Origin of the sequence: Pseudomonas cichorii (assembly GCF_003700275.1) — a bacterium.
Taxonomy (GTDB): Bacteria; Pseudomonadota; Gammaproteobacteria; order Pseudomonadales; family Pseudomonadaceae; genus Aquipseudomonas; species Aquipseudomonas cichorii_B.
In genome coordinates, this window is sequence record NZ_RBRE01000057.1 from 98268 (window position 1) to 111059 (window position 12792).

The window sequence follows — 12792 nt, forward strand, 5'->3', positions numbered from 1 at the left end:
GGTTTTTTTTCGGCACGGGGATTGCTAAGTCACTCTCAACATACCGTTTAATGACGGTTCGCCACGCGAGAGATGATTTATGTCCAAGGCTGTCCACATGTCTTCCGACTTGCCCTGCAACGCTCAGCCCTCCCTGGAACTGGAAAGTCGCCAGGGGCTCGAGCAGGCTTTCTCGTTGTTTAACCAGATGTCCGTACAGCTGACGGATTCCTACGGCCTGCTGGAAAGTCGCGTCGCCGAGTTGAAAGGCGAGCTGGAGCAGGCTGGTGTCGAGCGCATGCAGGAGCTGGCGGAGAAAGAGCGTCTGGCCAATCGTCTGCAGAACCTGCTGGATTTGTTGCCTGGTGGCGTTATCGTCATTGATGGCATGGGCGTTGTGCGTGAAGCCAACCCGGCGGCCATCGAGTTGTTGGGGCAGCCGCTGCTGGGCATGCTCTGGCGCCATGTCATCAGCCGTTGCTTCGCCCCGCGTGAAGATGACGGACATGAAGTTTCCCTGCGCGACGGTCGTCGCCTGTCGATTGCCACCCGCTCGCTGGATGCCGAGCCAGGGCAACTGGTATTGCTCAATGACCTGACTGAAACCCGTCATCTTCAGGAGCAACTGGCTCGCCATGAGCGTTTGTCTTCTCTGGGGCGAATGGTCGCTTCTCTGGCGCATCAGATCCGCACGCCGCTGTCGGCAGCCATGATCTACGCCAGTCATTTGACCGAGCAGGAGTTGCCGGTGGAAACCCAGCAGCGTTTTGCTGCGCGGCTCAAGGAGCGCCTGCATGAGCTCGAGCATCAGGTGCGTGACATGTTGGTCTTTGCCCGGGGTGAATTGCCGTTGACCGACCGCCTGACGCCGGGCGCGCTGTTCCAGGCCCTGCAGTCTGCGGCGCAGACCCATGTGCAGGATGTGGCGGTGCGCTGGCAGTGTGATTCAATTGCCGGGGAATTGCTGTGTAATCGCGACACCCTCGTGGGGGCGCTGCTCAATCTGGTGGAAAACGCCGTGCAGGCCAGTGTCGGTAGGACGCGTCTGAAAATACACGCCTACAGCCGTGGCAATACCCTGCGGCTGTGCTTCAGTGATAATGGCGGCGGCATGGACAAGGCGGCGCTGTCGCGTATTGGCGAGCCGTTCTTCACCACCAAGACTACCGGCACGGGCCTCGGTCTTGCAGTGGTCACGGCGGTGACGCGGGCCCATCAGGGCAGCGTGCAATACCGTTCCACTGTCAATCGCGGAACCTGCGCAATCGTCAGTTTGCCGTTGATTGCGGTTCCCACTTCAGTGAGTAGCAACTGATGTCGATCAAGGTGCTGTTGGTCGAAGATGACCGTGCGTTGCGCGAAGCGCTGGGCGAGACGCTTGAACTGGCCGGTTATGGTTATCGTGCCGTGGGTTCGGCGGAAGATGCCTTGCTCGCAGTGGATCAGGAGTCGTTCAGCCTGGTGATCAGTGATGTAAACATGCCTGGCATGGACGGTCATCAGTTGCTGGCGTTGTTGCGCAACCGTCATCCGCAATTACCGGTTCTGCTGATGACCGCGCATGGTGCCGTCGAGCGCGCGGTCGATGCAATGCGCCAGGGCGCGGCGGATTATCTGGTCAAGCCTTTCGAGCCGCGAGCCCTTTTGGCGCTGGTCGCCAGGCATGCGCTGGGGCGACTTGGGCCTGCCGAGCAGGACGGGCCGATCGCCGTCGAGCCGGCCAGCATTCAGCTCTTGAATCTGGCGAGTCGGGTCGCAAAAAGCGATTCCACCGTGCTGATTTCCGGCGAGTCTGGGACCGGCAAAGAGGTGTTGGCGCGATTCATTCATCAAAACTCACCACGTGCCGATAAGCCTTTTATCGCGATCAACTGTGCGGCGATTCCGGACAACATGCTCGAAGCGACGCTGTTCGGCCATGAGAAAGGTTCGTTTACCGGCGCCATTGCGGCGCAGGCAGGCAAGTTCGAGCAGGCTGATGGCGGTACGATCCTGCTCGATGAAATCTCCGAAATGCCCATGGGCTTGCAGGCCAAGCTGTTGCGCGTGCTTCAGGAGCGGGAGGTTGAGCGGGTGGGTGCTCGCAAGCCGATCAGTCTGGATATTCGGGTGCTGGCGACCACCAACCGTGATCTGGCGGGTGAAGTGGCGGCCGGGCGGTTTCGTGAGGATCTGTTTTATCGGTTATCGGTATTTCCGCTGGCGTGGCAAGCGTTGCGTCAAAGGACTGCCGATATTCTGCCGTTGGCTGAGCGTCTGTTAGCCAAGCACGTCAATAAAATGAAGCATGCCCCGGTGCGATTGTCTGCCCAGGCGCAGGCGTGTCTGGTGGGGTATTCGTGGCCGGGTAATGTGCGCGAGCTGGATAATGCCGTACAGCGCGCCTTGATATTGCAGCAGGGCGGCGTGATCGAGGCAGATGATTTCTGTCTGGCGGGACCTGTCACGGGTGTGGCGCAGGCGGTAGCTGCAGCGTCCATGGTATCGCCAGCTGTCGTGCCGGTGGAAAATTCCCCGGCAGGAGTGAGTTCCGAATCGGCCGGTGCGTTGGGAGATGATCTCAGGCGTCGTGAGTTTCAGGTGATTATCGACACGCTGCGCACTGAGCGCGGGCGTCGAAAAGAGGCGGCCGAACGATTGGGGATCAGCCCGCGGACGCTGCGCTACAAGCTGGCGCAGATGCGGGATGCGGGCATGGATGTCGAGGGTTACCTGTTCGCGACCTGAGCCTGTGATCTATTCGTTCGCCTTTGTCGTATGAATGTTGTAATTCAATGGCATATTGATGTCATGAATACCAGGATAGATGGTTCCCGAAGTGCTGGGGTGGTGGGTAGGGCAGAGTGAAACGGTCTCCGTTATCTATTTGGCACTCTTGTTGCTATGTCTTAACTATCCGCTGAATCAGTGTCAAAAAATTGCGGGCCTTACGAGAGAAAATGTCCATGAGCCAAGGTGTTGAATTTAATCGCTTGATGTTGGATATGCGGGCCATGCAGATGGATGCCATGGCGGCATCCAAACCAGTGACCGCCACGCCGGAAGTCGGCACCAGCAGCTTTGCCGATATGCTTGGCCAGGCCGTCAACAAGGTTTCGGAAACCCAACAGGCTGCCGGTCAGTTGGCCAATGCATTTGAAATCGGCAAGAGCGGTGTCGACCTGACTGACGTGATGATTTCGTCGCAGAAAGCCAGCGTCTCGTTTCAGGCTCTGACCCAGGTTCGCAACAAACTGGTTCAAGCCTATCAAGACATCATGCAGATGCCGGTTTAAAGGACGTACTGAGTCATGGCCGAAGCAACAGCCGAAACCGTTCCGGCAAGAGCGGGCGCTCCAGACAAGAAACCATTGTTTGGTCTGTCTTTTCTGGAAAATCTTTCTGAAATGACCATGCTGCGTCAGATCGGCCTCATGGTCGGTCTGGCTGCCAGTGTGGCCATTGGCTTTGCCGTGGTGCTCTGGTCCCAGCAACCCGATTACCGGCCGCTTTACGGCAGCCTGGCGGGCATGGACAGCAAGCAGATCATGGAGACGCTGACTGCGGCGAATATCGCCTATACCGTCGAGCCCAACTCCGGTGCCTTGCTGGTCAAGGCCGATGATGTTCAGCGTGCGCGTATCCAGCTTGCTCAGGCTGGCGTCGTGCAGAACGACTCCAATATCGGCTTCGAGATTCTCGACAAGGATCAGGGCCTGGGTACCAGCCAGTTCATGGAAGCCACACGTTATCGTCGTGGTCTGGAAGGCGAACTGGCCCGTACTATCTCGTCCCTGAACAACGTCAAGGCTGCGCGCGTGCACCTGGCGATTCCGAAGAGTTCGGTGTTTGTGCGTGATGACCGCAAGCCAAGCGCCTCGGTACTGGTCGAGCTGTATGCCGGCCGTACCCTGGAGCCAAGCCAGGTCGTGGCCATCGTGAACCTGGTCGCGACCAGCGTTCCCGAGTTGAGCAAGTCGCAGATCACCGTTGTCGACCAGAAGGGCCATTTGCTGTCCGATCAGGCGGAAAACTCCGAACTGACCATGGCCGGCAAACAGTTCGATTACAGCCGCCGCATGGAAGGCATGTTGACCCAGCGCGTGCAGAACATTCTGCAACCTATCCTGGGTAGCGACCGCTACAAGGCCGAAGTGTCTGCAGTGGTTGATTTCAGCGCGGTCGAGTCGACAGCCGAAAGCTTCAACCCGGATCAGCCTGCCTTGCGCAGCGAACAGTCGGTCAATGAACAACGCTCCAGCAGCTCCGGCCCGCAAGGTGTACCGGGTGCCTTGAGCAACCAGCCGCCAGGTCCGGCGACCGCGCCTCAGACCGCTGGTGGCGGTGCTGCCGGTGCCGCAGCGGCCATCGCTCCCGGTCAGCCGCTGCTCGATGCCAACGGCCAGCAGATCATGGATCCGGCCACCGGCCAGCCAGCTTTGGCGCCGTACCCGGCCGACAAGCGTGTGCAGTCGACCAAGAACTTCGAGCTGGATCGCTCCATCAGTCACACCAAGCAGCAGCAGGGCCGTCTGACCCGTCTGTCGGTGGCTGTGGTTGTCGATGACATGGTCAAGACCAATCCGGCCAACGGCGAAGTGACCCGTGCGCCATGGAGTGCGACCGATCTGGCCCGCTTTACCCGTCTGGTCCAGGATGCGGTCGGCTTCGATGCCAGCCGTGGTGACAGCGTCAGCGTCATTAACGTGCCGTTCTCCACCGAGCGCGGCGAAGCGATTCCGGAAATACCGTTCTACTCGCAGCCATGGTTCTGGGACATCCTCAAGCAGGCCGTGGGTGTGATCTTCATCCTGATTCTGGTGTTCGGTGTTCTGCGTCCTGTGCTGAACAACATCACCAGCGGCAAGGGCAAGGAGCTGGGCGGATTTGGCGATTCGGAGCTGGGTGGCTTCGGTGGCATGGGCGGCGGTGGCATGGATGGTGAACTGTCCAATGACCGCGTCAGCCTGGGTGGTCCGCAAAGTATCCTGTTGCCTAGCCCGACCGAGGGTTATGACGCACAGTTGAATGCAATCAAGAGTTTGGTGGCCGAAGACCCGGGTCGTGTGGCCCAGGTTGTGAAAGAGTGGATTAACACTGATGAATGATCGAGCCGTCGTAGCCAAACTGAGCAGAGTGGAGAAGGCAGCCGTACTGCTGCTTTCTCTGGGTGAAACCGATGCGGCCCAGGTGCTTCGGCACATGGGACCCAAGGAAGTCCAGAAAGTGGGCGTGGCCATGGCTCAGATGCGCAATGTGCATCGCGAGCAGGTCGAGGAAGTCATGAGCGAGTTCGTCGATATCGTCGGCGACCAGACCAGCCTTGGCGTCGGTTCCGATGGCTATATCCGCAAGATGCTCACCCAGGCTCTGGGCGAAGACAAGGCCAACGGCCTCATCGACCGCATTCTGCTGGGTGGCAATACCAGCGGCCTGGACAGCCTGAAGTGGATGGAGCCGCGCGCGGTCGCCGACGTTATCCGCTTCGAGCACCCGCAGATCCAGGCCATTGTAGTGGCCTATCTGGATGCCGACCAGGCGGGCGAAGTGCTTGGCCATTTCGACCATAAGGTGCGTCTGGACATCATCCTGCGCGTTTCATCGCTCAATACCGTACAACCGGCAGCTCTCAAGGAGCTGAACCAGATTCTCGAGAAGCAGTTCTCCGGCAACGCCAACACTTCGCGTACTACCCTGGGTGGTATCAAGCGTGCTGCCGACATCATGAACTTCCTCGACAGCTCCATCGAAGGCGCGCTCATGGATTCGATCCGCGAGGTCGACGAAGACCTGTCGGTGCAGATCGAAGATCTCATGTTCGTCTTCAACAACCTGTCCGACGTGGACGACCGTGGTATCCAGGCGCTGTTGCGCGAAGTGTCTTCGGACGTACTGGTACTGGCGCTCAAGGGTTCGGACGAGGCGATCAAGGAAAAGATCTTCAAGAACATGTCCAAGCGCGCTGCCGAACTGTTGCGCGACGACCTGGAAGCCAAGGGTCCGGTGCGTGTCAGCGACGTGGAAACCGCACAGAAAGAAATCCTCACCATTGCGCGTCGTATGGCCGAGGCCGGCGAGATCGTACTCGGTGGCAAAGGTGGCGAGGAAATGATCTAAGGATTGCTCTGACTCATGGCTAGCTCCAGTAAAGAATCGGTTAGCGATCTTATTCGCGCCAAGGATGTCCGTGGTTTCGACATGTGGTCATTGCCCAGCTTTGATCCGCACAAGGAGCCAGAACCGGAACCTGAACCGGAGCCCGTGGCGGAAGAACCTGCCGAAATGGAAGAAGTTCCATTGGACGAGGTTCAGCCACTGACCCTGGAAGAGCTGGAAAGCATTCGTCAGGAAGCCTGGAACGAAGGCTTTGCCACGGGCGAAAGAGAAGGTTTCCACAGCACCCAACTCAAGGTTCGCCAGGAAGCGGAAGTGGCTCTGGCGGCCAGGCTTGCCAGTCTCGAACAATTGATGGGCAACCTGCTGGAGCCGGTGGCCGAGCAGGATTCGCAGATCGAAAAGGCGCTGATCCATCTGGTCGAGCACATTGCCCGGCAGGTCATCCAGCGCGAGCTGCAGACGGATTCGCAGCAGATCGCCCACGTCCTGCGCGACTCCCTCAAGTTGCTGCCGATGGGCGCGCAGAACCTGCGAATCTTCATCAATCCGCAAGACTTCGAGCTGGTCAAGGCGTTGCGTGAGCGGCATGACGAAACCTGGAAGATTCTCGAAGACGACAGTTTGCTGCCGGGCGGCTGCCGGATCGAAACCGAACATAGCCGCATCGATGCCAGCGTCGAGACGCGCATTTCCCTGGCCATAGCAAAAATGTACGACCAGTTGCATGAGCAGGTCGCTCATCCCGGTGCTGCCGACCTGAATATCGAGCTGAGTGACGACGCAGCCGCAATGGCAGGCGCGCCTGATCCAGAGAAAAACGATGCGCCTTGATCGCACAAGCTTCGGCAAGCGCCTGGGGTCATATGCCGACTCCATTACCTTGCCTGTCCAGCCGGTGGTGGAAGGGCGCCTGTTGCGCATGGTCGGCCTGACCCTCGAAGCCGAGGGTCTGCGGGCTGCCATGGGCAGTCGTTGCGTGGTGATCAACGATGACAGTCATGATGCGGTGCAGGTCGATGCCGAGGTCATGGGGTTTTCGGGGAACAAGGTTTTCCTGATGCCGGTGGGCAGCGTGGCGGGTATTGCGCCGGGTGCGCGGGTCGTGCCGCTGGCCGATACCGGGCGCCTGCCGATGGGCATGAGCATGCTGGGGCGGGTACTCGATGGCGCCGGTCGTCCGCTGGATGGTCGTCCGCCGATCAAGGCCGAAGACTGGGTGCCGATGGATGGCCCGACCATCAACCCGCTCAAGCGCAACCCGATCAGCCAGCCGCTGGATGTGGGTATTCGCTGCATCAACGGATTATTGACGGTAGGGCGCGGTCAGCGTCTGGGTCTGTTCGCCGGTACGGGTGTGGGCAAGAGTGTGCTGCTCGGCATGATGACGCGCTTCACCGAAGCCGACATCATTGTCGTGGGCCTGATCGGTGAGCGGGGCCGTGAGGTCAAGGAGTTCATTGAGCACATCCTCGGTGAAGAAGGACTCAAACGCTCGGTCGTGGTCGCGTCACCTGCCGACGATGCACCACTCATGCGTCTGCGCGCTGCAATGTACTGCACGCGGATTGCCGAATACTTCCGTGACCGTGGCAAGAATGTCCTGTTGCTGATGGATTCCCTGACCCGTTTTGCCCAGGCACAGCGGGAAATCGCCCTGGCCATCGGTGAGCCGCCCGCCACCAAAGGCTATCCGCCTTCGGTATTTGCCCGCTTGCCCAAACTGGTCGAGCGTGCCGGTAATGCCGAAGCGGGAGGTGGTTCGATCACTGCCTTCTATACGGTGTTGTCCGAGGGTGACGACCAGCAGGATCCGATTGCCGACTCCGCCCGGGGTGTGCTGGACGGCCATATCGTGTTGTCCCGGCGTCTGGCCGAAGAGGGTCATTACCCTGCCATCGATATTGAAGCCTCCATCAGTCGGGTCATGCCGGCAGTCGTCAGCCCTGAACACATGGCGCGTGCGCAACTGTTCAAGCAACTGTGGTCGCGTTATCAACAGAGTCGTGATCTGATCAGCGTCGGTGCCTACGTGGCGGGCGGTGATCGCGAAACCGATACGGCCATTGCCCTGCAACCGGCTCTGGCGCGCTATCTGCGTCAAGGGTTGCGCGACAACGAAAGCATGCAGGCCAGTAGCGACGCCCTGGCTTCGGTGTTCGCCCCGGCTCCCGGCGGCTGATAGATCATGGCTCAGAGTCGTGCGGCGCGCCTGGCGCCAGTGGTCGAAATGGCGGAGGCCGCCGAACGTACGGCAGCCCAGCGTCTGGGACACTTTCAGGGCCAGGTCAATCTGGCCTACAGCAAGCTTGAAGAGCTGGAACGCTTCCGCCTGAGTTATCAGGAGCAATGGATCAGCCAGGGCAGTCATGGTGTCTCGGGACAATGGCTGACCAACTACCAGCGCTTTCTCAATCAGTTGGAAACCGCGGTCGGCCAGCAGAACAAGAGTCTGGAATGGCACAAGCTGAACCTGGAAAAGGCCCGTGGTGCCTGGCAGGAGTGCTATGCGCGAGTCGAAGGCCTGCGCAAGCTGGTGCAGCGCTACATCGATGAAGCGCGCCAGCTCGAAGACAAGCGTGAACAGAAACTGCTCGACGAATTGTCCCAGCGCCTGCCCCGGCATGATCATTATTGATCCTGAGACTCGTGTCCCTGTTCTCTGGTCTACGCTTGCGAATATGTGATGACGTACTTCAGGAATTCTTATGGCGAAGATCACTTCCGCACCATCCCAGGATGGTCAGCAACTGACCATTTTCATTGAAGGGCGTTTCGATTTTTCCACTCACCAGGACTTTCGCGGCGCCTATGAGGTGCATGCCGGTAACCTGAATTACGTGGTTGATCTGGGCGGTACTCACTATCTGGACAGTTCGGCGCTGGGAATGCTGTTGCTGCTGCGCGATCATGCCGGTGGTGATGACGCCGTGGTGCGGCTGGTGAACTGCACGCCGGATGTCATCAAGATCCTCACCATTTCCAACTTCTCGAAACTGTTCCAGCTGAGTTGATGCCCGCATCCAAGGGGCTGTGCATACTGATCGCCGACGACAGTGCCAGCGACCGTTTGCTGCTGTCGACAATCATTGCCCGTCAGGGGCACAGAGTCCTGAGTGCCGCCAATGGTATCGAAGCGCTGGCGATGTTCGAGGCCGAGCGTCCGCATCTGATTCTGATGGATGCGCTGATGCCGGTCATGGATGGTTTCGAGGCGGCGCGGCGCATCAAGAGTCTGTCCGGCGACTCGCTGGTGCCGATCATTTTCCTGACCTCTCTCACCGAGGGTGAGGCCCTGGCCCGCTGCCTGGATGCCGGTGGCGATGACTTCATTTCCAAACCCTACAATCCGCTGGTGCTGGCGGCCAAGATCAATGCCATGAACCGGCTGCGACTGTTGCAGGAAACCGTCCTGCAGCAGCGCGACCTGATTGCCCGGCACCATGAATATCTGCTCAACGAGCAGCGCGTCGCCAAGGCGGTATTCGATCAGGTGGCGCATTCGGGGTGTCTCGGGGCGGCGAATATTCGTTATCTGCAATCGCCCTATGCGCTGTTCAACGGTGACCTGATGCTGGCGGCCTACACGCCGGCCGGGAACATGCACGTCCTGCTCGGTGACTTCACCGGTCATGGCCTGCCGGCTGCGGTGGGGGCGATGCCTCTGGCCGAAGTGTTCTATGGCATGACCGCCAAAGGCTACGGGGTGGCCGAAACGCTGCGGGAAATGAATGCCAAGCTCAAGCGCATTTTGCCGGTGGACATGTTCTGCTGTGCAGCGCTGCTGTCCGTCAACCTCAAGCAGCAGCAAGTCGAGATCTGGAATGGCGGCTTGCCGGATGCTTATCTGTTGCGGGTTGCCGACGGCAGCCATTTGCCGCTGATGTCGCTGCATTTGCCTTTGGGCGTGCTGAGTGCCAAATCTTTCGATGACCGTACCGAGGTTTATCCGCTGTCCACCGGGGATCGGATTTTCCTGTTGTCCGATGGTGTACTGGACACCAGCAACAGCTGCGATGAGTTGTTCGGCGCGCAACGCCTGCGCGAAGTCCTGACGGCAAACCGTCAGCCTGAATTGTTGATTCAGGAGATTCTCCAGGCGCTGAACGATTTTGGCGGGCGGGCGCGTGATGATGTGAGCATGCTGGAAATCAGCGTCATCGATGACGAGCAGGACGCGCCCGCGGTATCGAATTACTCGGACAATGCCATGTCGAGCCCGCTGGACTGGTCGCTCAGCTTCGAGTTTCGTGCCTCGACCCTGCGCCGATTCAACCCCTTGCCTTACCTGATGCAGTTATTGCTTGAGGTTCCGGGCCTGCAAGAGCAGAGTGCGGCCTTGCATAGCGTGCTCACCGAGTTGTATAGCAATGCCCTGGAGCATGGCGTATTGGGGCTGGATTCGACACTCAAGCAGGATGCCGCCGGATTTGCCCGCTATTATAAGGAGCGAACGGAGCGTCTTGAGGCGCTGCAGTCGGGTTTCATCCGTGTGCATCTGCAGGTCGAGCCTGTGGAGCAGGGTGGCAGGCTGACAGTGCGGGTCGAAGACAGCGGGCAAGGCTTCGATGTGCAGGAAGTGCTTGCCATGCCTCCTTCCCTGGACGGGCTGCATGGTCGAGGGCTGAGGTTGATTCGTGAATTGAGCCAGCAGGCGCAATGGTCTAAGGATGGCCGGGTTGCCTGCGTGGAATTTTTCTGGAGAGCAATGGCATAATCGCCTCCAGAGTCTTGATCAAGGAGTGAACAAGTGTCGATTCATCTGGATTACAGTGTTTTGAGTGTCTTGCAGGAAGTCATGGAGGACGAATATCCCACCTTGCTCGATGTTTTTATCAAGGACTCCGAGCAGCGCGTATCGCAATTGCGTCGGGCAGTCGATACCGAGATGCTCGACCTGCAGGAATTGAGTCTGACGGCTCACAGCTTCAAGGGCAGCAGCAGCAACATGGGTGCCTTGCTCCTGTCGGATCTGTGTCGCGAGCTTGAAGAGCGTGCCCGTCAACAGCAACGCATCGGTCTGGAAGACCTGATCGGCAGGATCGACAGCGAGTACCTGACCATCCGCCAGTTATTCGACGCCGAGCGCCAGTTGTTCATCGGCCAGACCTGATTTCTTCCCGTTTCGATTTTCTGCCAAAGCTGGCCCGCATCTTGCTGTTGTTCATGGAACCAGCTGCTCATGTGCGGAGATCGAAATGCCCCTTGCCCCTAACGTGCTTCTTCAGGCCAACGTAACTGCGACGTCAAAGTCCGCAGCGGCCAACAATGCGATCAAGTCGGCTGACAGCGGCAAGGGCGATGGTTCCAGCTTTTCCAATGTCTACGCCAAGCAGGCCAAGGACAAGGTCGCTGATCGCAACGACGCTGCGCCCAAGCCTGTGCGTGACAAGTCTGTACCTGAAAAGGACAAGACCGTCGCGGGCAAGGACAAGACCGAAGCCGACAATACGACTGCCGCCGATGACTCGACCGTTGCCGAAAGCGGCAATGGTTTGCCTGCCGACTCGGCCAGTGCCAGCAGCGATGATCAGTCGAATGCCGATGGCCAGGTCGCCGAGGTATTGACGCCACCGGTCACCGATCCTGCGCTTGATCCTGCCCTGCAGCTCGCCGCAGCCCAGACGCCTGCGGCACTGGCGGCTGCCAATGCCGCAAGCGATGCCGCCAAGGCCCTTCCGGTAGTAGCCGCATTGCCCGCTACGCCGACCACGGCTGTTGCGGCTGAAGATTCGTTCGATCCTGAGGCTGATCCTCTGGACGGTCTGCATGCGGTGCAGCTTGCGCTGGAGAACGCCAATTCCAGGTCGCAGGCGGCGCAGCATGCCCAGGCTTCGGGAAAGGCTAACAATGCCGATAACGACCCGAGTCAAAATGTTGCCAATAACCTGGCGGCCTTGAGCGAACAGCTTCCGTCCGATGAAAGCAGCACCGAGAGCAGCGACAAGTCGTTCAGCAACCTGATCGGCGATGGCCTCAAGGACACCAAGAGCGTGAACGGCGATACGCGAGTCGATAACTTCGCCGAGCGTCTGGCCGCCCTGAGCCAGGCTGCGCAACCGGCCAGAACGCCGGCCGCTGCACCGGCTACCCTGATCAACCAGCCGCTGGCGATGAATCAGAGTGGCTGGAGCGAAGGGATCGTCGACCGGGTCATGTACCTGTCGAGCCAGAACCTGAAGTCCGCTGAAATCAAGCTGGAACCTGCCGAACTCGGACGTCTGGATATCCGCGTCAATATGGCGCCGGAGCAGCAGACTCAAGTGACCTTCATGAGTGCCCACCTGGGCGTGCGTGAAGCGCTGGAAAACCAGATGGCCCGCTTGCGTGAGTCGTTCGTGCAGCAGGGACTTGGCCAGGTTGACGTCAACGTTTCCGATCAGTCGCAGCAACAAGCCCAGCAGCAGGCTCAGGAACAGGCCAGCCGTGCCCAGCGCAGTGGTCGCAGTGGTGGTTCGGGTTCCGATGACGGCCTGGATGACAACGCCATCGCCGATGCAGCAGCGCCGGTGAGCCAGCCTGCCGCCCGCGTGATCGGTTCCAGCGAGATCGACTTCTACGCCTGATTTGCCAATGAATCACGCTCCCTGGCAGGAGCGAATTGATTCGCAAAAGTAGCATTGAAGTGCTTGGCCTGTTCGCGACTGAAGTCGCTCCTGCAGATTGTGTGGGAGCGACTTCAGTCGCGAAAAACCTGTGCACATGTAACGAATTCATTCG

Annotated in this window: 12 protein-coding genes; all 12 read left to right on the forward strand. The window is 59.3% G+C overall.

Annotated elements, in window-relative coordinates; genetic code table 11:
- Positions 1 to 97: 97 nt before the first annotated feature.
- The 12 genes from ALQ04_RS15435 to ALQ04_RS15490 all read left to right on the forward strand — a co-directional run bounded on the left by ALQ04_RS15435 (position 98) and on the right by ALQ04_RS15490 (position 12638).
- Positions 98 to 1294, forward strand: a complete 1197-nt coding sequence (locus ALQ04_RS15435; protein ID WP_409077265.1) for a sensor histidine kinase — start codon at positions 98 to 100, stop codon at positions 1292 to 1294.
- Complete coding sequence (locus ALQ04_RS15440) at positions 1294 to 2706, forward strand: sigma-54 dependent transcriptional regulator (protein ID WP_122316618.1); 1413 nt, start codon at positions 1294 to 1296, stop codon at positions 2704 to 2706. Before ALQ04_RS15435 ends, ALQ04_RS15440 begins: the two co-directional genes overlap by 1 nt.
- 218 nt (positions 2707 to 2924) lie before the next feature.
- A complete protein-coding gene (gene fliE, locus ALQ04_RS15445; RefSeq protein WP_025260897.1) occupies positions 2925 to 3254 on the forward strand; it encodes a flagellar hook-basal body complex protein FliE in 330 nt (109 codons plus the stop codon).
- Between the two features lie 15 nt (positions 3255 to 3269).
- Complete coding sequence (gene fliF, locus ALQ04_RS15450) at positions 3270 to 5066, forward strand: flagellar basal-body MS-ring/collar protein FliF (protein WP_122316619.1); 1797 nt, start codon at positions 3270 to 3272, stop codon at positions 5064 to 5066.
- Entirely contained in the window at positions 5059 to 6075 is a 1017-nt protein-coding gene (gene fliG, locus ALQ04_RS15455) for a flagellar motor switch protein FliG (protein WP_117181174.1), read from the forward strand. Before fliF ends, fliG begins: the two co-directional genes overlap by 8 nt.
- A gap of 15 nt (positions 6076 to 6090) precedes the next feature.
- On the forward strand, positions 6091 to 6906 hold the full coding sequence (gene fliH / locus ALQ04_RS15460; protein WP_122316620.1) for a flagellar assembly protein FliH: 816 nt from the start codon (positions 6091 to 6093) through the stop codon (positions 6904 to 6906).
- Entirely contained in the window at positions 6896 to 8254 is a 1359-nt protein-coding gene (fliI, locus tag ALQ04_RS15465; protein ID WP_122316621.1) for a flagellar protein export ATPase FliI, read from the forward strand. Before fliH ends, fliI begins: the two co-directional genes overlap by 11 nt.
- 6 nt (positions 8255 to 8260) lie before the next feature.
- Positions 8261 to 8710 (forward strand): flagellar export protein FliJ, encoded by a 450-nt coding sequence (gene fliJ, locus ALQ04_RS15470; RefSeq protein ID WP_122316622.1) that lies wholly within the window; start codon positions 8261 to 8263, stop codon positions 8708 to 8710.
- Between the two features lie 70 nt (positions 8711 to 8780).
- Positions 8781 to 9086 carry an STAS domain-containing protein gene (locus tag ALQ04_RS15475; protein WP_122316623.1) on the forward strand — a complete coding sequence of 102 codons (306 nt, stop codon included), beginning with the start codon at positions 8781 to 8783 and terminating at the stop codon, positions 9084 to 9086.
- Positions 9086 to 10789, forward strand: a complete 1704-nt coding sequence (locus tag ALQ04_RS15480; protein WP_122316624.1) for a fused response regulator/phosphatase — start codon at positions 9086 to 9088, stop codon at positions 10787 to 10789. The genes ALQ04_RS15475 and ALQ04_RS15480 overlap by 1 nt, the downstream gene beginning before the upstream one ends.
- A gap of 33 nt (positions 10790 to 10822) precedes the next feature.
- On the forward strand, positions 10823 to 11185 hold the full coding sequence (locus tag ALQ04_RS15485; RefSeq protein ID WP_122316625.1) for an Hpt domain-containing protein: 363 nt from the start codon (positions 10823 to 10825) through the stop codon (positions 11183 to 11185).
- A gap of 85 nt (positions 11186 to 11270) precedes the next feature.
- Positions 11271 to 12638 carry a flagellar hook-length control protein FliK gene (locus tag ALQ04_RS15490; RefSeq protein WP_122316626.1) on the forward strand — a complete coding sequence of 456 codons (1368 nt, stop codon included), beginning with the start codon at positions 11271 to 11273 and terminating at the stop codon, positions 12636 to 12638.
- The last annotated feature ends 154 nt before the right edge of the window (positions 12639 to 12792 follow it).

Bases quoted from the DNA above. Each gene is read 5' to 3' on its own strand.
- ALQ04_RS15475 (WP_122316623.1), top strand. From the start codon at position 8,781: ATGGCGAAGATCACTTCCGCACCATCCCAGGATGGTCAGCAACTGACC.
- fliJ (WP_122316622.1), top strand. From the start codon at position 8,261: ATGGCTCAGAGTCGTGCGGCGCGCCTGGCGCCAGTGGTCGAAATGGCG.
- fliH (WP_122316620.1), top strand. From the start codon at position 6,091: ATGGCTAGCTCCAGTAAAGAATCGGTTAGCGATCTTATTCGCGCCAAG.
- fliG (WP_117181174.1), top strand. From the start codon at position 5,059: ATGAATGATCGAGCCGTCGTAGCCAAACTGAGCAGAGTGGAGAAGGCA.
- ALQ04_RS15480 (WP_122316624.1), top strand. From the start codon at position 9,086: ATGCCCGCATCCAAGGGGCTGTGCATACTGATCGCCGACGACAGTGCC.
- fliE (WP_025260897.1), top strand. From the start codon at position 2,925: ATGAGCCAAGGTGTTGAATTTAATCGCTTGATGTTGGATATGCGGGCC.
- fliI (WP_122316621.1), top strand. From the start codon at position 6,896: ATGCGCCTTGATCGCACAAGCTTCGGCAAGCGCCTGGGGTCATATGCC.
- ALQ04_RS15440 (WP_122316618.1), top strand. From the start codon at position 1,294: ATGTCGATCAAGGTGCTGTTGGTCGAAGATGACCGTGCGTTGCGCGAA.
- ALQ04_RS15435 (WP_409077265.1), top strand. From the start codon at position 98: ATGTCTTCCGACTTGCCCTGCAACGCTCAGCCCTCCCTGGAACTGGAA.
- ALQ04_RS15490 (WP_122316626.1), top strand. From the start codon at position 11,271: ATGCCCCTTGCCCCTAACGTGCTTCTTCAGGCCAACGTAACTGCGACG.
- fliF (WP_122316619.1), top strand. From the start codon at position 3,270: ATGGCCGAAGCAACAGCCGAAACCGTTCCGGCAAGAGCGGGCGCTCCA.